Source organism: Streptomyces sp. NPDC058653, assembly GCF_042716895.1.
In the GTDB taxonomy this organism is placed as follows: domain Bacteria; phylum Actinomycetota; class Actinomycetes; order Streptomycetales; family Streptomycetaceae; genus Streptomyces.
Genome location: NZ_JBHXRM010000078.1, coordinates 1 through 19,647, shown reverse-complemented (window position 1 = coordinate 19,647; position 19,647 = coordinate 1). Strand labels below are relative to the sequence as shown.

Here is a 19,647-nt window from a genome sequence, read left to right as displayed (position 1 = left end):
TGACGTCTAGGTGGTGTCGGGGGGGGGTCTGCCGCTTCCCCCGGTTGCCGGGGTGGGGGCTCACCCCCGGGCCCGGGCCCCGACGTCGTGAGGGGCCCAGCGGCCGCGACCCGGCAGCCGCGCGACGCGGTCCCGGCCGCGGCCCCAGGGCCTCGCCGGCGGATCTTCGCGGGCCGGGAACGCCGCAGTGGGCACGAGCTGCTGCCGCGGCGGCGCGGCACCTCTCCCCGGGGGAGAGGTGCCGCCCGCGTTGTCGGAGTCGTCCGAGTACGGCTGGCGCACCTCTGCCTCGCGACGCACCGCACCGGAGCCCCCGGGCCGATCCACGAAGAGCCGCCGGACAGGCCTTGGCGCCGCGCGCCGCTCACGGCGTCCTGAGGTCCACGACCCGCCTGATCTTGCCCACCGAACGCTCCAGCGTCTCCGGGTCGACCACCTCGACCGTCACCGAGACCCCGATCCCGTCCTTCACCGCCGCCGCGATCGCCCGCTCGGCGGCCGTACGCTGCTCCGGCGTCGCCCCCGCCCGCGCCTCGGCCCGTACCGTCAGGGCGTCCATCCGGCCGTCGCGGGTGAGCCGCAGCTGGAAGTGCGGGGCGACCCCCGCCGTACGCAGCACGATCTCCTCGATCTGGGTCGGGAACAGATTCACCCCGCGCAGGATCACCATGTCGTCCGTGCGCCCGGTGACCTTCTCCATCCGCCGGAACACCCGCGCCGTGCCCGGCAGCAGCCGGGTCAGATCGCGCGTGCGGTAGCGGATCACCGGCATCGCCTCCTTGGTGAGGCTGGTGAAGACCAGCTCGCCCTCCGCGCCGTCGGGCAGCACCTCCCCGGTGAACGGGTCGACGACCTCCGGATAGAAGTGGTCCTCCCAGATGTGCGGCCCGTCCTTCGTCTCGACGCACTCCTGCGCCACGCCGGGGCCCATGACCTCGGAGAGGCCGTAGATGTCCACCGCGTCGATCGCGAAGCGCTCCTCGATCTCCCGCCGCATCTCCTCGGTCCACGGCTCGGCGCCGAAGATGCCGACCTTCAGCGAGGTCGTCCGGGGATCGACGCCCTGGCGCTCGAACTCGTCGAGGAGCGTCAGCATGTACGAGGGCGTCACCATGATGATCTCCGGCCGGAAGTCCGTGATCAGCTGCACCTGTCGCGCGGTCATGCCGCCGGACGCCGGGATGACGGTGCAGCCGAGCCGCTCGGCGCCGTAGTGCGCGCCGAGACCGCCGGTGAACAGGCCGTATCCGTACGCCACATGGACCTTGTGGCCGGGCCGGCCGCCGGCCGCCCGGATGGAGCGGGCCACGACGTCCGCCCAGGTGTCCAGATCGCCCTGTGTGTAGCCGACGACGGTCGGGCGGCCCGTGGTGCCGCTGGACGCGTGGACGCGCCGTACGTCCGCCTGGTCGACGGCGAACATCCCGAAGGGATAGTTGTCGCGCAGATCGGATTTGACGGTGAAGGGGAAGCGGCCGAGGTCGGCGAGCGAGCGGCAGTCGTCGGGCCCGAGACCGGCCGCGTCGAACGACTCCCGGTAGAACGGCACGTTCTCGTACGCGTGCCGCAGCGTCGCCCGCAACCGTGTGAGCTGCAACGTCTCGAGCTCGTCCCGGCCGAGCCGCTCCCCGGCGTCCAGCAGAACCGTCATCGCTCACTCTCCGACTCTTCCGTGCCCGCGTCGACCCGGCGGCCGACCGGGGGCCGGTCGCCGACGCCCGCACCGCGGCGACCGCCGGACGCTCCGGACGACCGATCATTCGGTTGATCCTCTTCCCGCTCAGTAATCCAGCCCTCCGGACGCGCGTCAAGGCTCGGGGCGCACCCCGGACCCCGGCGCCGTCCCCGGCCCGGAAAGGCCGGCGGGTACGAGGGGAAGGGGCCGCGGGTGGCCAACTGTTGAACTCTGTCCGGGGGTTGGGGACATGCCGGTGCGGTGGCCTGTCGGGGACCGGTAACGATCGATAGGCTGGCCCCGGACGACGAACCGGGAGGAGCGGGACGTGGCTGAGAGCACCACCACCCAGCAGCCGTTGGCTGGCTGGGACAAGCCCGAGCTGGATCTGAGCAACGCCGACTGGCGTTCGAGCAGTCAGGGCACGGGAGACGTCCAGATCGCCTTCGTGGAAGGCTTCATCGCCATGCGCAACGGCGGTAAACCGGAGAATCCGTCACTGATCTTCAGCCCCGCGGAGTGGCGGGCCTTCGTACTCAACGCCCGCGACGGTGAGTTCGACCTCACCTGACCGCGCCCGGGGTCCCGCCCCGACGAGCCCCAGGGTCCCGCGTCGCCGGGGTCCCGCGGAGACGTACCATTGCCCCATGTCCTTCCTCCGCCGCCGCAGCTCCGCCACACCCGCGGGCCCGGACTTCGACGTCCTGGCCATGGATCCGGGTGACTGGCCCGGAAATCTGGGCGCGGGTCTGCTGCCCGCCCCCGACGGCAGCTGTCAGGGCGTCTTCCTCCGGTACGACCTGTTCGGCGGACGCGGTCCGGCGATGATCATCGGCAATCTGCCCGAGGGATCGCCGGCCCGCGAGCTGGAGGACGGCCAGATCCCCTTCGAGGTCGCGCAGCTGCTGATCGCGCTGGAGAACGAGGAGCAGGTCGACGTCGTCAGTACGGAGGACGTGCCCGTGATGCAGGGCGACAACCTGCTGATCGTGCGCCGGCTGAAGCTCTCCGAAAGCCGCATCGCCTGCGTGCAGTTCGACCGCAGCGACAACGTGCTCGTCACCATCGCCAGCTGGGACCGGCCGATCACCGATGACCTCTACGCGCTGCTGAAGCCGCTGCCCGCGGAGCTCTTCCAGCAGGGCTGAGCAGGGCGGGGCCGAAAGCCGCCCCCCACGGACCCGCGGGCGCTCGTCGGCCCCACTTCCCGGTGCGACCGCACCTCATCGCCTCGCGGTGGCAAAATGCCTGCCGCGAGGTTTTGTCATGTGCCTTGCCAATTCAGTCATCGGACTTTTAACGTCTGCCGCATGACTCAGGGCATCACCCGCAGAACCACGATGAAGTCCGCCCTCGGCGTAACCAGTGCTCTCGCGCTGGGTGTTCCTGCTCTGGCCGGTAGAGCCGCAGCCGCCGACCCCTCCGATGAATTGACGCTCTGGTACGCGAAGCCCGCTGCCGACTGGGAGCGCGAGAGCCTGCCCATCGGCAGCGGCGCACTCGGCGCCGGTATCTACGGAACGCTTGCCTCCGAGCGACTGGTCCTCAACGAGAAGACCCTCTGGACCGGCGGTCCCGGCTCGCCGGACTACGACCACGGCAACTGGACCAGCCCGAGGCCCGGAGTGCTGCGCGGAGTCCAGGACCGTATCGACGCCGAAGGATCCATGACCCCCGAGGCCGTCGCGGCGGAGCTCGGCCAGCCCAAGCACAACTTCGGCTCCTACAACGTCTTCGGCGACCTGCTGATCGACGTCCCGGGAGCGCCCGGTGGCCCCGACTCCTCCTACCGGCGCGCCCTGGACATCGGCACGGCCCTCGCCAGCGTGTCGTACGCCCACCAAGGGGCCACGTACACACGGGAGTTCTTCGCCTCCCACCCCGGCAAGGTCATCGCGGGCCGGTTCGCCGCCGACCAGCCCGGCAAGATCGGCTTCACCCTCCGCTACACCTCCCCCCGCAAGGACTTCACGGCCACCGCGAGCGGCGACCGGCTCACGATCCGGGGCAAGCTCCAGAACAACGGGCTGCTCTTCGAGGGCCAGATCCGCGTCGTCGCCCAGGGCGGCACCGTCACCGCCGGGAACGGCACCCTGACCGTCAGCGGGGCAGACAGCGCGTGGTTCGTCCTCGCGGCCGGTACCGACTACGCCGACACCTTCCCCGACTACCGCACCGACGACCCGCACGGCGCGGTCACCGACGCCGTCGACCGGGCGGCCGGGCGCAGTTACGAGGACCTGCGTACCGAGCATGTCGCCGACTACCAGGGGCTGTTCGACCGGGTGTCGCTCGACATCGGGCAGCAGGTGCCCGACCTGCCGACCGACCGGCTGCTCGCGCAGTACACCGGCGGCACGAGCGCGGCCGACAAGGCGCTCGAAGCGCTGTACTTCCAGTACGGCCGCTATCTGCTCATCGCCTCCTCACGCGCCGGCTCGCTGCCCGCGAACCTCCAGGGCGTCTGGAACAACGTCACCAACCCGCCCTGGGACGCCGACTACCACGTCAACATCAACCTCCAGATGAACTACTGGCTCGCCGAGGTCACCAACCTCGCCGAGACCACGGTGCCGTACGACAAGTACGTCGACTCGATGCGGGCACCGGGCCGGATCACCGCGCGTGAGATCTTCGAGACCGGCGGCTGGGTGGTGAACAACGAGACCAATCCGTACGGCTTCACGGGTCTGCACCAGTACCCGCAGTCGTTCTGGTTCCCGGAGGCCGGCGCCTGGCTCACCCAGCAGATGTACGACCACTACCGGTTCAACGCCTCCACGGACTATCTGCGCTCCACCGCCTTCCCGGTGATGAAGGAGACCGCCGAGTTCTGGCTCGGGTTCCTGCGCACCGACCCGCGTGACGGCAAGCTCGTCGTCACCCCCAGCTACTCGCCCGAGAACGGTGACTTCACGGCCGGCGCGGCGATGTCGCAGCAGATCGTGCACGACCTGTTCACCAACACGCTGGAGGCCTCGGAGACCCTGGGCGACGACCCCCGGTTCCGCCGGCGGCTCCGTCTCGCGCTGCGCGACCTCGACCCCGGGCTGCGCATCGGGTCGTGGGGACAGCTCCAGGAGTGGAAGGAGGACCTGGACGACCCGGGCAACGACCACCGGCATGTCTCGCACCTCTTCGGTCTGCACCCGGGCCGGCAGATCGAGGTCGGCACCGAGTGGGCCGACGCCGCCAAGGTGTCCCTCACCGCGCGTGGCGACGGCGGCACGGGCTGGAGCAAGGCCTGGAAGATCAACTTCTGGGCCCGGCTGCGGGACGGCGACCACGCGCACAAGATGCTCACCGAGCAGCTGAAGAGCTCGACACTGCCGAACCTCTGGGACACCCACCCGCCGTTCCAGATCGACGGCAACTTCGGCGCCTCCTCCGGTGTCGCCGAGATGCTGCTCCAGAGCCAGCACGGCCCGATCGAGGTCCTGCCCGCCCTGCCCGCCTCCTGGCCCGACGGCTCGGTCACCGGGCTGCGGGCACGCGGCGGCGCCACCCTGGACATCACCTGGGCCGGCGGCAAGGCCACCCGGATCGTCCTCACGGCGAGCCGTACCGGGAACCTGACCCTGCGCAGCACCCTGCTGCCCGGTGGCGAGAAGAAGTTCCGGGCCACCGCCGGACAGGTGTACGAATTCACAGCGGGCCGCGGCCGGCACTGACGGCCGCGGTACGAGGGGGTGTCGTCCGGTCGGGCGCGACCCCGGCAGGATCGGCAAGACACCCCCTGGGGGCTTCGTCCGGCAGCGGCGGCAGCCGGGCGGAGCCCCGCCTCGATCCGGGGGCTCCGCGCCTGCGGATGTCCGCCGGATCCCGCAAGATGGAGACAGGTCCGGGGTGCTCCACGCCGGCCGCTCGCCGGTGTCGGACCTCCGCCGAGCGAAGGGGCAGCATGGACAGTAACGATCTGACGCCCGAGGTCCTGCGCAGGCTGAGGAAGCCGCGGACCTATCCGGCGGTGTCCCTGACGATCCCCACCCACCGGCGCGAACTGCGGAACGACGGTGACCCCGTACGGCTGCGCAACGTCCTCGCCGACGCCGTGCACCGGATGGAGGCCGACCCGGACATCTCGAAGGCGGCCTGCCTCGCCGTGCGGACGCAGCTCGGCCGGGCGGTGGCCGAGGTGGATCTGCGCCACAAGCGCGACGGTCTGCTGATCCTCGCCGACGCCGACGAACACCAGGTCTGGTACCTGCCTCGCGAGACGCCCGAATCGGTCGTCATCAGCGACACCTATCTCACCCGGAACCTGGTGGCCGCGACCGCGCAGAAACCGCACTACTGGGTGCTGAACGTGGCCGCCGACCGCGCGACCCTGTGGAGCGGCGACGGGGAGGCCCTGCGCGAGCACCGTGCCGACGGCTTCCCGATGACTCCGCCCGAGGAGACGTGGGACGTCGAGCGTGAGGAGCGCATCGGGGACACGCCGAGCACCTTCACCGACGAGGAGACCCGCAAGTTCCTGCGGTCCGTCGACGACGCCTTCACGGCCGTGCTCGCCGCGCGCCCCCGCCCGTTCCATCTGGTCGGCGTGGCCCCGGCGCTCGCCCTGCTGGAGGACGCGGGCAGCACCGCCAGGTCGGCGTCGGGCCGGCTGGCCAAGGGCGGTCTGACGGACGGTCCCGCCCATGTGCTGTGGAAGGCGGTCCAGCCCGTCGTCAGGCAGTACGCGCGCAGCGAGGAGACGGAGGCCATGGCCCGGCTCGACGAGGCCAAGGGCAGGCGCGCCTTCGCCGCGGGTCTGGACGAGGTGTGGGACGCGGTGCGCGAGAGGCGGGCCGGCCTCGTGGCGGTGGAGGAGCACTTCCAGCGTTCCGCGAGGATCGGCGACGGGCATCTGATCCCCGTCGACGGCGAGGACGGGACGGCCCTCGGCCGTGAGGTGCAGGACGACATCGTCGACGAACTGGTCGAGTCGGCCCTGGACGGCGGCGCGCAAGTGGTCTTCCTCGACGACGACATGCTGGCCGGCCAGGGCCGGATCGCGGCGATGCTGCGCTACTGACGGCCCCGATGCCGTGCGTGCGCACGAGGGGCACACCCAGGGAGGGGGTGGAGCGGCGGTCGGCGAATCCGGCCATCCGTGAGCGGAGGCTCGAAACCCGGTCGGGCACCGGCCGCGCCCGCACAGCGGGGCGCCACCGGTCCCCCACAGGCCGGTGGCGCCCGACGCCCTGCGAGAGCCGCGTGTCAGCGGCCCGAGGGCAGTACTCGGACATCGGACGCCTTCACATAGGCGACCCGGTGCCCGAACTGGATCTCGTAGTACCGCTCCTTGCCGCTCACCACACGGTGACCCGTCGTGTCGAAGGTCGGCGCGAAGTAGTACGCGCCCGGCACCAGGTCACCCACCACGTACGTCTGGCCCGCGAGCAGCTTGTACGGGAACGGCGAGACGGCCTGCACCGGGATGTCGGCCGGATACGCCGCGGCCTCCGGGTAGGCCCTGCCGTACACCGGCACCTCCGCGAGACCTGCTTTCGGCGTCAGCACCCGCTCCTGCGCGCTCACGGCCGTGGGCGCCGTACGCGGATTGTGGAACCAGGCCTTCTGCCCGAGGTACCAGATCGCCGTCCAGTCGCCCTCGCGGCCGGCGACGGCGTACTGCTGGCCCGTCGACGCGCGAGCGCCCAGGTCGTTGACGCCGGTCGTGGAGTCCCCGCCGTTCGGCCGCTGACCGATGTCCTTGACCAGCGGGGACGAGGCGTCGGGCGCGGTGTGCAGCCGTACCGCCCCCGAGCCGTGCGGCGCGCACACCTGACCCGCCGTCACACAGCCCGTGTAGAGCGGCTGGTGAGCCGCGTAGTCGGGACGGATCGTCACCGCGTTCGCGCTCCGCCCGCCGTCCGCCTTGAAGGGCTTGCCCAGCAGCTCGAAGTAGTGCGCCCAGTCCCAGTAGGGACCCGGGTCGGTGTGCATCCCGGCGATGGTCGACGCGGTCGTGCCCGGCACGTTGTCGTGGCCGATGATGTGCTGCCGGTCCAGCGGGATGTCGTACCGGTCGGCGAGATAGCGCACCAGCCGGGACGACGTCCGGTACATCGCCTCGGTGTACCAGGCGTCGGGGGAGACGAGGAAGCCCTCGTGCTCCAGGCCCACCGATGTGGCGTTGACGTACCAGTTGCCCGCGTGCCAGCCCACGTCCTTGAGCGGCACGTGCTGCGCGATGTGCCCGTCGGACGAGCGCAGCGAGTAGTGCCACGAGACGTACGTCGGGTCCTGGACGAGCTGGAGCGTGGTGTCCCAGGTGGCCTCGGTGTCATGGATGACGATCGAGTCGATCGACGGCGACCCGGCCTCGGGGCGGTCGGCCTTGTCGTGGTTGCCGTAGTCGCCCTCGCCGAACTCCTCGTACGGCGCGGGGATCCACTCGCAGGCCACGGTGCGCGGGCACTCGCTCTGCCCGGCGTCGGCCCTGCGCAGCCCGAGCCCGGACAGCTGCGAGGTGTCGGGGGCGACACCGGGCGTGGCCGGCAGCGCCACCCGCTGCCCGCTGTCGGTCGTACGCGTCTGGCCGTCCCTGATGACCGCGTAGACGTCGTTCGCGTACGTCGCGGCCGTGGCGGAGTCGTCGGCGCCGGAGAAGCGGGCGACGGCGCCGTACCAGTCGGCCGGGTCGGCGCTCAGCGGCTTCCCGAGCTCGCGCTGGGCGTCGGCCAGCAGGGCAGCGCCGCCGCGGATGTTGGCGGCGGTGTCCTGCCTGAGCCGCTCGGCGGACTGCCCGGTCAGCTTCGCGGCCCGGTCGACGGTGCGCAGCCGGGCGGGGAGTGCGGAGTTCTCGGGTACGACGGCCTCGCGGACCTCGTCCGGAGCGCCCGCCCTCACCGCGCGGGAGGTGTCGCCGCGGGCGTCCTCAGTGCCGTGCGAGTGGTGCGGTGCCTCGGCGATCGCGGTCCTGGCGTCGGTGAGGTGCATGGGGCCGTAGCCGCCGGTCACACTCGGCGCGCCGCCGTGCGAGTCCCACCGCGACTGGAGGTAGGAGACCCCGAGCAGGACGCTCCGCGGTACGTCGTACCGGTCCGCGGCGGCGGCGAAGTCGCGCTGGAGCGAGCCGGCGGTGGGCCGCTCCGCCGTGGCGGAGGGGGCGGCCGACAGCAGGGGCAGCAGCAGCGCGGCCGAGGCGACGGCGCCGGCCGTTCGTGTCGCGCGTCCGCGGACGGTTCTGACGGGTGTGGGGGCGGAACCTTGCAATGCGGCCTCCAGTGACATGGTGCGCGAAGCGCCAGCGGGGCTGTGCCCGGCACAGGCGGGTGTGTGCGGGGGGCACAGGGCAGGGCTACAGGGGTATCGGCTGGAAGGCGATCCGTCAATCAGGCGTGACGGCGGGGATTTCGCACGTCAGCGCCTGTGCCGGGGAGTTTCGCGGGCGGCAGGCCATGGGCCTGCGGCGCGTCAGTGGTGTGAACCAATGAGCGGACTCGGCCGACCTGGAACGATGTTGATCCGACCTTGACGTTTCTTGAACATGACGCTCCGTCAGATATGCGCGTTCTGAGGCGCGTCGGCGCTCATGAGGTGATCTCGCGCGCCAGTTGCCGGTCCACCTGCGACGGCGACAGGGCGTGCTCGATCGCCAGGATGCCCGCGCCGAACGCCGCCGCGTTCTCGCCCGTACGGCTCGGCTCTATCCGCAGCACATGCGTGGCCAGCGGGTGGGACCGGCGGTACACCGCCTCCCGTACGCCCGCGAGCAACTGGTCGTGCACGGCGGCCAGCGCGCCGCCCAGCACGACGGTGTCGGGGTTGAAGAAGTTCACCAGCCCGGCCAGCACCTCGCCGACCGCGCGGCCCGCCTCGCGGACCATGCGCAGCGCGTCCCGGTTGCCGGACTTCACCAGCCGTACGACATCGCTGCCCGACGCCGCGTCGAGCCCCAGGCCCGCCAGCCTGGCCGCGATCGCGGCGCCGCCGGCCACCGCCTCCAGACAGCCGAAGTTCCCGCACCGGCAGGCGTCCTCCTGCTCGCCGACTTTGATGTGCCCGATGTCGCCGGCGCTGCCCTGCGCGCCCCGGTGCAGCCTGCCGTCGGCCACGATGCCGCAGCCGATGCCCGTACCGACCTTGATGTAGAGCAGGAAACGGGTGTCGGGGAACGCGCGCCGCTGTTCGGCCAGGGCCATCACATTGACGTCGTTGTCGACCAGGGCCCGGGCGCCGAAGCGCGAGGCGAAGAACTCGGGGATCGGATACTGGTGCCAGCCCGGCATGATCGGTGGGTCGACCGGCCGCCCCGTCGAGAACTCGACCGGCCCCGGCACCCCCACCCCGATCGACCGCAGCGTGCGCGCCTCGCGCCCGGACTTCTCCAGCAGGGCGTGCAGCGTGCGTTCCACATGGCGCAGGACGGAGTCGGGGCCGTCCCCGATCGACAGCGGATCCTCCTGCGTTGCCAGGGTCGTACCGCCGATGTCCATCAGCGCCACCCGGCAGTGCGAGGCGCCGAGGTCCACGCCCGCCACCGCGTGCTCGCGGGTACGGAGCCGGAGCCTGCGCGGCGGCCTGCCGCCCGTCGAGCCGCCGGCCTCCGGGCCCGACTCGTCGACGAAGCCGTGCGCGATGAGCGCGTCCACGCGCTGGGAGACCGTGGAGCGCGCCAGGCCCGTCATCCGGGAGAGATCGGCGCGCGTGGCCGCGGCTCCGGAACTGATCAGCGTCAGCACCTCGCCCGGTGTGTGGGAGACGGCGTAACTGCTGCTATCCGGCAACGCAGACATGGCATCACCTTAGGGAGGACTTTCGCTGCTCACAAGACACCGTTGTTTCGCCCACCGACCAAAGTCTCCGTCAACTCCGCCTGAATGAACGGCGCTTGGACTCTTGACAGGTCAAAGCCCAGTCACGACATTGCACAGCAGACCGCGACCGAGGAGCCATCGAGGAGCCAGGGGATGCTGACCATGCAGGGCGTGTCCAAGAGCTTTCTCGGGGTGCGTGTGCTCCATGACGTGGGACTCGACCTTCAACCCGGCGAGGTGCACGCCCTGGTGGGCGAGAACGGCGCCGGGAAATCCACCCTGATGAAGGTCCTGGCCGGCGAACACACCCCCGACACCGGCACGATCACGCTCGACGGAACGACGCACACCTTCAGCCACCCGGGCCAGGCGCAGGCCGCCGGGATCGGCATCATCCACCAGGAGTTCGCGCTCCTCGCCCACCGCACCGTCGCCGAGAACGTCTTCCTCGGCCGGGAGCCGACCCGTCGCGGCCTCGTCGACCGCGCCTCCATGGAACGGCGCACCGCCGAACTCCTGGCCGAGATCGACGAGACGGGCATCACGCCGCGCACGCTCGTCAAGGACCTGTCCGTCGCCCGGCAGCAGACGGTCGAGATCGTCAAGGCGCTCGCGTCCGACGTGCGTGTGCTTGTCATGGACGAGCCAACCGCACCACTCGCCGAGCACGAGGTGGCGCTCCTGTCGGCCCTGGTGCGCAGACTGACCGCGCGCGGCCTCGGCATCCTGTACATCTCGCACCGGCTGAAGGAGGTCTTCGACCTCTCGGCGCGCGTCACCGTCCTCAAGGACGGCCGCCATGTCACCACCGTCCGCACCGCCGACACCACCCCCGACGACATCGTCCGCGCGATGGTCGGCCGCGAACTGACCGCGTACTACCCGCCACGGGCCCACCACGACGAGATCGGCGACGTACGGCTCACGGTCACCGGCGGCGGCAACGCCCGTCTCGGCGACATCGACCTCACCCTGCGCGCCGGCGAGGTGGTGGGCATCGCGGGCCTCCAGGGCGCCGGGCGCACGTCACTGGCCCGCGCCCTGTTCGGCGCGGCGCCCTTCACCACCGGCGCCATGACCGTCGGCGGCAAGCCGCTGCGGCCGTCGGGTCCCCGCCAGGCCATCCGCGCGGGCATCGCCCTGGTCACCGAGGACCGCAAGAGCGAGGGGCTGGCCCTGCGCCAGTCGGTACGGGACAACGCGCTGCTGGTCACCCGCGCCGTCGCCGTCCGGGGCAGACCTCCGGCCGGACGGGAGGTCACGGCCCTCCTGGAACGGGTACGGCTCCACTCACGCGGCGAGGACCAGCAGGTCCAGTTCCTCTCCGGCGGCAACCAGCAGAAGGTCGTCATCGCCAAGTGGCTGGCCGCCGGCCCGAAGGTGCTGCTCTTCGACGAGCCCACCCGGGGCGTGGACGTCGGGGCCAAGGCGGCCATCCACACCCTCGTACGCGAACTGGCGCGCGAGGGCCTCGCCGTACTGATCATCTCCTCCGAACTGCCGGAGCTGATCGGAATGAGCGACCGGATCCATGTCATGTCCGAGGGGCGCCTCGTGGGTGAACTGCCCGCCGGGGCCTCCGAGGAGAGCATCATGCGCCTCGCGACGGCCGGATCGGACCGGCCCGACGGCGCCCCGAGTGCCCCCGAGGAGGGCGCCGCGTGACCACCGTCGAATCGGCTCCCGCCCCCTCGGGACCCCCGCCGAAGCAGACATCGTTGTCCAGGTACCGGGCGCTCCGCTCGGTGCGACGGTCGGTCGATCCCGTCGTCGGCGTCTGGCTCGCCGCGCTCGCCGTGACCCTGCTCGGCTGGATCGTCGTCGCCGCCCAGGGCGGGAACTTCCTCACCACCGCCAACGCCGTCGCGATCCTCCAGAACTGCGTGGCGCTCGGCCTGGTCGCCGTCGGCCAGTCCGTCGTCATCCTCACCGGCTCGCTCGACCTCTCCGTCGCCTACCTCATCAGCCTCGGCACGCTCGTCGCCGCCGAGACCATGGCGAGCGGCGGAGTCCTCACCGCCGTCCTCGCCGTCCTCGCGCTCTCCGTCGCCGTCGGCCTCGCCAACGGACTGATCGTCACCGGACTCAAGGTCAACGCGTTCATCGCGACCCTCGGTATGGCGTTCATCCTGCGCGGCTGGATCGAGGACAACTACACCGGACCCGCGGGCGATGTCCCCGTCTCCTTCCAGCGCCTCGGCTACGACCGCGTCGGCCCCGTCCCCGTCTCGGTGTTCCTGCTCGTCGCCGTGGCCGCCCTGATGTGGCTCATCACCCGCCGTACCCGCCTCGGCCACCACATGTACGCCACCGGCGGTGACGAACACGCCGCCCGGCTCTCCGGCGTACGGACCGGACGCACCGTCGTCATCGCCCATGTCCTGTGCTCGCTCTGCGTCGGAGCCGCCGCGCTCTTCCTCGCGGCACGCCTCGGCGCGGGCGCCCCCTGGGCGGGCACCGAGGCGCGCTACGACCTGGAGTCGATCGCCGCCGTGGTCCTCGGCGGCACGGCGCTCGCGGGCGGCCGAGGGGGAGTGGCGGGCACCCTCGGCGGCGTGTTCGTCCTCGCCGTGCTGGACAGCGTGTTCAACCAGCTCTCCGTCGACCCGTTCTTCAAGAACGTCGTACGCGGTGTCGTCATCATCGCCGCCGTCGCCCTCTACGCCCGGCCCGGACGCACCCCGAAGGCACCGGCGGCCCCGACATCAGGGGGGAAGGCATGAGCGCCCCGACCGAGACCCCGAATCCGGCCCTGTCCGCGGCGGACAAGGCCCCGAGGGCGGCCACCGGCACCCGTGTCGTCCGCGCGCTCGGCACCGGAATCCCCGTCTACGCGCTGCTCGCCGTGCTGCTTCTGGCGCTGCTGATCACCGATCCGGGCTTCTACGAACCCGACAGTTTCCTCTCCTTCGTCAAGCGCGCGGCGCCGCTGGTGATCCTGGCCGCCGGGCAGTACCTGGTCATCGTCTGCGGCGAGTTCGACCTCTCCGTCGGCGCGATCGTCACCGCGGGCGTGGTCGTCGCGGCCGAGCTGTACGGCTCCTTCCCCGACGCGCACTGGCTGGTCGTCACCGCCGTCCTGCTGCTCGCCGGCGGCCTCGCCGGACTGATCAGCGGACTGATCACCACCGTCCTGCGGGTCCCGTCGTTCATCACGACGCTCGGCATGATGCTCATCCTCGAAGGCGCCGTCTTCTTCTGGACCGGCGGCTCCCCCCAGGGCGTACTGCCCACCGCCTTCCGGCAGTTGGGCCGGGGCACCGCTTTCGGCTGGCTGCCCTGGGCGGTCGTCGCCTGTCTGCTCGCCGGAGCCGTCGCCGTCCTCGTGATGCGCTCCGACTTCGGCCGCACCCTCGTCGCCACCGGCGACAGCGACCGCGCCGCCGCCCTCGCCGGTGTGCGGGTGATCCGGGTGCGGACGGTCGCCTTCATCCTTTCGGGCGTCGCCGCCGCGCTCGCCGCCGTCCTCGTCGGAGGCTTCTCGGGGGTCTCCGCGCAGGCGGGCAGGGGCTACGAGTTCGAGGCCATCACCGCCGTCGTCCTCGGTGGAGTGGTGCTCGGCGGCGGCCGGGGCTCGGTGGTCGCCGCCATGGCCGGCGCCTTCTCGCTCCAGGCACTGTTCACCCTGCTCAATCTCCAGGGCGTCTCCGGTGCCCTGGAGTCCACCGTCCAAGGTGTCATCGTCATCGCGGCGGTCGGTCTCGGAGCCGCCGACTGGTCCCGCTTGCGCAACCGTCGTACGGCACGCGGCGGCGGTCCACCGGGTCGTACGCCACAGGGCCGTACGACACCGGGCCGTACGCCACAGGGCCCCACGCACCCCACCGGTACGCACCCCACGGGAGGAACACCCTCATGACCCTCATCCGTACCGTCCGCGGACGTGCGCTCGCGGCGGGCGCGGCGCTGCTCGGCGCCGTTCTCGTCACCTCCTGCACGAGCGACGCGCCACCCGAGTCGCCCCCGGCCGCCTCGGGCAGCGAGAACAAGGCGGACGCGGGCACCGGGAAACAGTCCACCTTCTTCGAACAGGCCGAGTACGACCGTCAGCTGGCCCTCGCGGGCGAGACGCCCCAGGGGCCGGCCGACAAGCCGTGGGAGCAGATGCTCAACCCGGAGATGGTCGACACCTCCCAGTACAGGGCGGACGACCCGAGCTCCGTGGAGCTCTGCTTCTCCAACGCCGGCGTCTTCAACCCCTGGCGCCAGGTGGGGCTGAAGAACATGCGCGCCGAGGTGAGACTCCACAAGGAGATCACCAAGTTCACCGTCCTGGACGCCCAGGGCAAGGACGACAAGCAGATCTCCGACATCCAGGAGCTGTCGGCCCGCGGCTGCGACGCGCTGATCGTCTCGCCGAACACGACGGCCACCCTCACCCCCGCGGTGAAGCAGGCCTGCGGCAAGCTGCCGGTCATCGTCTTCGACCGCGGTGTCGAGACCGACTGCGCCGTCACTTTCGTCAACCCCATCGGCGGCTACGCGTACGGCGCGGTGGCGGCCGACTTCCTCGTCGAGAAGGTCGAGCCCAAGGGCAAGATCCTCGCCCTGCGCATCTCGCCCGGCGTGGACGTCCTGGAGACGCGCTGGTCGGCCGCGAAGGTCGCGTTCGACAAGAGCGAACTCGACGTCGTGGACGTCAAGTTCACCGACGGCGACCCGGCGAAGGCCAAGTCGATCGTCACCGACGCGCTCACCCGGCACGGTGACATCGACGGTGTGTGGATGGACTCGGGCGCCACGGCGGTCGCCGCCGTCGAGGCCTTCGAGGACGCGGGCAAGGACGTACCGCCCATCACGGGCGAGGACCAGCAGGACTTCCTCCAGGCGTGGAAGGACAAGGACCTCACCGCCATCGCCCCCGCGTACCCGACCTTCCAGTGGCGTACGCCGGTGATCGCCGCGCTGGACATCCTCAAGGGCCGGAAGGTGCCCAAGGAGTGGAAGCTCCCGCAGCCCACCATCACCCAGGAGAACCTCGGCCAGTACCTCAAGCCGGGGATGCCGCCGCTGCACTACGCGATGTGCGGCTGCGAGTCGATGCCCGGCTTCCCGAAGGACTGGGGCGGCAAGTGACGGCGCCGGACGGGACACCCTCCGCGCTCCCGCCCTTCGCGCTCGGCGCCAACCCGTGGATCTGGCACTCACCGGTCGACGGCGAGGCCCTGGCCGGCACCCTGCCGCGCCTTGCCGCCTGGGGCTTCGACTGCGTCGAACTCCCCCTGGAGTCGGCCGACGACTGGGAGCCCGCCGCCGCCTCGAAACTGCTGGAGGAGACGGGGCTCGCCCCGGCGGCCGTCGTCGCCGTCATGCCCCCGGGCCGCGATCTCGTCGCCACCGACCGGGACACCGTGCGCACCACCCAGGACTATCTGCGGCGGTGCGTCGACGCGGCCCACGCGATCGGGGCGCCCGTCGTGGCGGGTCCCGTCTACACGGCCGTCGGGCGCACCTGGCGCATGACGGACGGCGAACGGTCGGCGGCCTGGGCCGAGTGGCGGGAGCACATCGCGCCCGTCGTCGCCCACGCCCGGGAGGCCGGGGTGACCGTCGCCGTCGAGCCGCTGAACCGGTACGAGACGAGTCTGCTCAACACCGTCGCCCAGTGCCTGCGGGCCATGGACGGCCTCGACCCGGCCGCCATCGGCATCGCGCTCGACGTCTACCACCAGAACATCGAGGAGCGCGGCCTGCCTTCCGCCGTACGCGAGGCGGGGGACCGTATCGTCCATGTCCAGGTGTGCGCCAACGACCGCGGCACGCCCGGCGCGGACCACCTCGACTGGCCGGGCTTTCTGACCGCGCTCGTCGACGACGGCTACCGGGGGCCGCTCTGTATCGAGTCCTTCACCGCGCACAACGACGCGATCGCGGTCGCCGCCTCCGTCTGGCGCCCGCTCGCATCCAGCCAGGACGCGCTCGCCACCGAAGGGCTGGCGTTCCTGCGCCGGGTTCTCGCCGGCGGCTGAGCGCCGTCCGGCGGCCGAGAACCGACCGACCGCTCCCATCCCCCCAGAGAGGATCGGCAGATGAAATGGCATGTGCATGACAGTAAGCGGCGCGGGAGAGCGCTCCGAAGAGCGTTCGTCGCCGGGGCGGGCGCGCTGCTGCTCGCCCTGACCGCCCTGCCCACCGGCGCCGGAGCCGCCGAGAAGGAACCCGCCTTCAAGGCCCTGCTCTTCACCCGCGCCGTCGGCTACGTCCACGGATCCATCCCGAACGGCATCACGATGTTCGAGGAGGAGGCCGCCGAGAACGGCTTCGAGATCGTCCAGAGCGACGACCCCACCGTCTTCAGCGACGACAACCTCGCGCAGTACGACGCGATCGTGATGCTGCAGAACTCCGGCATGGTCTGGGACACCGAGGCCCAGCGCCAGGCGATGAAGACCTATGTGCAGAGCGGCAAGGGCGTCGTCGCCATCCACAACACCCTCGACATGGGCGTCGAGGAGGCGTTCCCCTGGTGGGACGAGACCATCAACGGCGGCGCCCACATGCCCAGCCACTCGCCCGGCGTGCTCCAGGGCACGGCCAAGGTCGCCGACCAGGTCCACCCCTCCACCAAGGGACTTCCCGAACGCTGGGAGCGCCCGGAGGAGTGGTACAACTTCGACGAGAACCCCCGCGGTGACGTCCATGTCCTCGTCACCGCCGACGAGACGACCTACAACCCCGGCCCCGACGCCATGGGCGCCGACCACCCCATCTCCTGGTGCCGCAACACCGAGGGCGGCAAGGTCTGGGCCACCGCTATGGGCCATGACGCCCCCGCGTACGACGAGGAGGCCTTCCGCGACCATGTCGTCGGCGGACTCCAGTGGGCGGCCGGCCAGAAGCCCGGCGACTGCGGCGGCACCGACTGGGGCGCCTACGAGAAGGTCACCCTCGACGACAACACCGCCGACCCGATGGAGCTCGACGTCGCCGACGACGGCCGGGCCGTCTACGCGCAGCGCAGCGGCGAGCTGAAGATCTTCGACCCCGCCTCGCACTCCACCGTCACCGCGGGCAAGCTCGACGTCTACACCGGGGGCGAGGACGGCCTCGTCGGTATGGAACTCGACCCGGACTTCGCGAAGAACAACTGGGTCTACCTCTACTACGCGCCCGCCGGTGAGGCCAAGGACGTCAACCGCCTCTCCCGCTTCACCCTCAAGGGCAACACCCTGGACCTGGCCAGCGAGAAGAAGCTCCTCGACGTCCCGGCCTACCGCTCCCGCACCTTCACCGAGCCCGGACACACCGGCGGAGCCGTCGAGTTCGGCCCCGACGGCACGCTCTACCTCGGCGTCGGCGACGACGTACCACCCAACCTCGACCCCGACTGGCAGGGTTACGCGCCCATCGACTGGCGGCCGGGCAAGGAGATGCTCGACGCCGCGCGCACCGCGGGCAACACCAACGACCTGCGCGGCAAGCTGCTGCGCATCAAGCCCAAGCCCACCGGCGGCTACACCATCCCCAAGGGAAACCTCTTCGCCAAGGGCACCGCGAAGACCCGTCCCGAGATCTACGCGATGGGCTTCCGCAACCCGTTCCGCTTCACCGTCGACCAGAAGACCGGCTACGTCCATGTCGCCGACTACGGCCCGGACCGCGGACTGCCCACCACCGACCGGGGCCCCGAGGGCCTCGTCGAGTACAACGTCCTCAAGAAGCCGGCGAACCTCGGCTGGCCGTTCTGCCACGGCGACAACCAGGCGTACGCGCCGTACAACCCGGACACCGAGGAGATCGGCGAGAAGTTCGACTGCGCCGACCCGACCAACCCCTCGCCCAACAACACGGGCCTGACCGACCTGCCGCCGATCCAGCAGCCCGAACTCTGGTACGGCTACGGCGTCTCCGGGAAGTTCCCGGAGATGGGCGAGGGCGGCTCAGCCCCCATGGGCGGACCGGTCTACCGCTACGACGCCGACAACCCCTCCGAGACGAAGTTCCCCGAGTACTTCGACGGCGCGAGCTTCCTCTACGAGTGGTCGCGCAACTACATCAAGGAAGTCCGCTTCGACAAGGACGAGAAGCTCCTCAAGGTCAACGACTTCATGGACTCGGTGGCCTTCAAGAGCCCCATGGACATGACCTTCGGACCCGACGGCTCGCTCTACGTCCTGGAGTGGGGGAGCGAGTTCGGCGGCGGCAACAACGACTCCGGCCTCTACCGCATCGACTACGCACAGGGGCGCCGCAGCCCCGTCGCCAAGGCCGCGGCCTCCGTCACCGACGGACCGCTCCCCCTGGAAGTGGACTTCTCCAGCGCGGGCAGCGCCGACCCGGACGGCGACGCGCTCACCTACGAGTGGGACTTCGACGGTGACGGCACCTACGACTCCACCGACGAGAACCCCACCCACACCTACACCCAAGGAGGCGAGTTCAGCGCCCAGTTGAAGGTCACCGACTCCACCGGGAAGTCCGGCTTCGCCAACGTGCCCATCACCGCGGGCAACACCACCCCGACGGTGACCATCGACATCCCCGTCGACGGCAAACTCATCGAGTTCGGCGACCACATCCCGTACAGGATCACCGTCACCGACCCGGAGGACGGGACCGTCGACTGCTCCAAGGTCACCATCAACCCGGCGCTCGGGCACGACGACCACGAGCACCCGACCAACGACATCGCCGGCTGCGAGGGCACCGTGGACACCGGTGACCTCGGTGGCCATCCCGAGGGCGCCGACCTCACCTACGTACTCAACGCCAAGTACACCGACGGCGGCGGCGACGGGGTACCGGCGCTGACCGGCTACGGGCGGGCCGTCCTGCAACCCAAGCTCAAGCAGGCCGAATACCACGACGACCAGTCGGGCACACGCATCGTCGACCAGTCGGGCGCCGCCAACGGCAAACGGATCGGCGACATCAGCGACGGCGACTGGATCGCCTTCGAACCGATGAGCGTGGAGGGCATCGACACCGTGCGCTACCAGATCTCCTCGCCCTACGGGGTCGGCGCGATCGAACTGCGCGCGGGCGCCCCGGACGGGGAACTCCTCGCCACCACCCCGATCCCCAACACCGGGGACTGGGACGTCTACCGGGCGACCGATCCGGTGGCCGTGAAGGCCCACCCGGGCACGCACAAGCTGTACCTCGTCTTCACGTCACCGCAGAACAACTCGTTCGACGTGGACACGGTCGAGTTCGGCGGACCGTAGGGATCGCGGGGCACCTCGGGAACCCGAGGTTGCGCGTCGTGCGCCCGGTGTGCCGCAC

The 19,647-nt window shown here is 71.0% G+C and carries 13 protein-coding genes; 10 read left to right on the top strand and 3 right to left on the bottom strand.

All coding sequences use genetic code 11. The annotated features are described in order from the left end of the window. Window positions 1-364: 364 nt before the first annotated feature. The gene (gene paaK / locus ACFWU9_RS35680; RefSeq protein ID WP_384325248.1) at window positions 365-1,651 is read right to left on the bottom strand and encodes a phenylacetate--CoA ligase PaaK; all 1,287 of its coding nucleotides are present in this window, start codon (window positions 1,649-1,651) and stop codon (window positions 365-367) included. 352 nt (window positions 1,652-2,003) lie between these two features. Between paaK and ACFWU9_RS35675 the strand changes: the two genes are divergently transcribed. The 4 genes from ACFWU9_RS35675 to ACFWU9_RS35660 all read left to right on the top strand — a co-directional run bounded on the left by ACFWU9_RS35675 (window position 2,004) and on the right by ACFWU9_RS35660 (window position 6,692). Further along, on the top strand, window positions 2,004-2,246 hold the full coding sequence (locus ACFWU9_RS35675; protein WP_384325247.1) for a DUF397 domain-containing protein: 243 nt from the start codon (window positions 2,004-2,006) through the stop codon (window positions 2,244-2,246). 76 nt (window positions 2,247-2,322) lie between these two features. After that, the gene (locus tag ACFWU9_RS35670; protein ID WP_384325246.1) at window positions 2,323-2,823 is read left to right on the top strand and encodes a hypothetical protein; all 501 of its coding nucleotides are present in this window, start codon (window positions 2,323-2,325) and stop codon (window positions 2,821-2,823) included. Between the two features lie 192 nt (window positions 2,824-3,015). Next, entirely contained in the window at window positions 3,016-5,346 is a 2,331-nt protein-coding gene (locus ACFWU9_RS35665) for a glycoside hydrolase N-terminal domain-containing protein (RefSeq protein ID WP_384325250.1), read from the top strand. A 230-nt stretch (window positions 5,347-5,576) separates the two neighbouring features. After that, complete coding sequence (locus ACFWU9_RS35660; protein ID WP_384325245.1) at window positions 5,577-6,692, top strand: chemotaxis protein; 1,116 nt, start codon at window positions 5,577-5,579, stop codon at window positions 6,690-6,692. Between the two features lie 185 nt (window positions 6,693-6,877). On the opposite strand, the gene ACFWU9_RS35655 is transcribed toward ACFWU9_RS35660, so the two are convergent. Together ACFWU9_RS35655 and ACFWU9_RS35650 are read right to left on the bottom strand one after the other, a co-directional pair. Next, complete coding sequence (locus ACFWU9_RS35655) at window positions 6,878-8,896, bottom strand: N-acetylmuramoyl-L-alanine amidase (protein WP_384325244.1); 2,019 nt, start codon at window positions 8,894-8,896, stop codon at window positions 6,878-6,880. 299 nt (window positions 8,897-9,195) lie between these two features. Further along, window positions 9,196-10,401: an ROK family protein gene (locus ACFWU9_RS35650; protein ID WP_384325243.1), complete on the bottom strand. Its 1,206-nt coding sequence runs from the start codon at window positions 10,399-10,401 to the stop codon at window positions 9,196-9,198. Between the two features lie 174 nt (window positions 10,402-10,575). Between ACFWU9_RS35650 and ACFWU9_RS35645 the strand changes: the two genes are divergently transcribed. The 6 genes from ACFWU9_RS35645 (at window position 10,576) to ACFWU9_RS35620 (ending at window position 19,589) form a co-directional block, all read left to right on the top strand. Then, on the top strand, window positions 10,576-12,087 hold the full coding sequence (locus ACFWU9_RS35645; RefSeq protein WP_384325242.1) for a sugar ABC transporter ATP-binding protein: 1,512 nt from the start codon (window positions 10,576-10,578) through the stop codon (window positions 12,085-12,087). A 53-nt stretch (window positions 12,088-12,140) separates the two neighbouring features. Next, window positions 12,141-13,145 carry an ABC transporter permease gene (locus ACFWU9_RS35640; protein WP_384325249.1) on the top strand — a complete coding sequence of 335 codons (1,005 nt, stop codon included), beginning with the start codon at window positions 12,141-12,143 and terminating at the stop codon, window positions 13,143-13,145. Further along, window positions 13,142-14,281 (top strand): ABC transporter permease, encoded by a 1,140-nt coding sequence (locus tag ACFWU9_RS35635; protein ID WP_384325241.1) that lies wholly within the window; start codon window positions 13,142-13,144, stop codon window positions 14,279-14,281. Before ACFWU9_RS35640 ends, ACFWU9_RS35635 begins: the two co-directional genes overlap by 4 nt. Then, window positions 14,278-15,498 (top strand): ABC transporter substrate-binding protein, encoded by a 1,221-nt coding sequence (locus ACFWU9_RS35630; RefSeq protein WP_384325240.1) that lies wholly within the window; start codon window positions 14,278-14,280, stop codon window positions 15,496-15,498. The genes ACFWU9_RS35635 and ACFWU9_RS35630 overlap by 4 nt, the downstream gene beginning before the upstream one ends. After that, complete coding sequence (locus tag ACFWU9_RS35625) at window positions 15,495-16,391, top strand: sugar phosphate isomerase/epimerase family protein (protein WP_384325239.1); 897 nt, start codon at window positions 15,495-15,497, stop codon at window positions 16,389-16,391. The genes ACFWU9_RS35630 and ACFWU9_RS35625 overlap by 4 nt, the downstream gene beginning before the upstream one ends. A 72-nt stretch (window positions 16,392-16,463) precedes the next feature. Then, window positions 16,464-19,589, top strand: coding sequence for a ThuA domain-containing protein (locus tag ACFWU9_RS35620; protein WP_384325238.1), 3,126 nt, complete (start codon window positions 16,464-16,466; stop codon window positions 19,587-19,589). Window positions 19,590-19,647 lie beyond the last annotated feature (58 nt).

Excerpts from the sequence above, each read along its gene's own strand:
- paaK (WP_384325248.1), bottom strand. The coding sequence starts at position 1,651 with ATGACGGTTCTGCTGGACGCCGGGGAGCGGCTCGGCCGGGACGAGCTC.
- ACFWU9_RS35670 (WP_384325246.1), top strand. The coding sequence starts at position 2,323 with ATGTCCTTCCTCCGCCGCCGCAGCTCCGCCACACCCGCGGGCCCGGAC.
- ACFWU9_RS35665 (WP_384325250.1), top strand. The coding sequence starts at position 3,016 with ATGAAGTCCGCCCTCGGCGTAACCAGTGCTCTCGCGCTGGGTGTTCCT.
- ACFWU9_RS35660 (WP_384325245.1), top strand. The coding sequence starts at position 5,577 with ATGGACAGTAACGATCTGACGCCCGAGGTCCTGCGCAGGCTGAGGAAG.
- ACFWU9_RS35655 (WP_384325244.1), bottom strand. The coding sequence starts at position 8,896 with ATGTCACTGGAGGCCGCATTGCAAGGTTCCGCCCCCACACCCGTCAGA.
- ACFWU9_RS35650 (WP_384325243.1), bottom strand. The coding sequence starts at position 10,401 with ATGTCTGCGTTGCCGGATAGCAGCAGTTACGCCGTCTCCCACACACCG.
- ACFWU9_RS35645 (WP_384325242.1), top strand. The coding sequence starts at position 10,576 with ATGCTGACCATGCAGGGCGTGTCCAAGAGCTTTCTCGGGGTGCGTGTG.
- ACFWU9_RS35635 (WP_384325241.1), top strand. The coding sequence starts at position 13,142 with ATGAGCGCCCCGACCGAGACCCCGAATCCGGCCCTGTCCGCGGCGGAC.
- ACFWU9_RS35630 (WP_384325240.1), top strand. The coding sequence starts at position 14,278 with ATGACCCTCATCCGTACCGTCCGCGGACGTGCGCTCGCGGCGGGCGCG.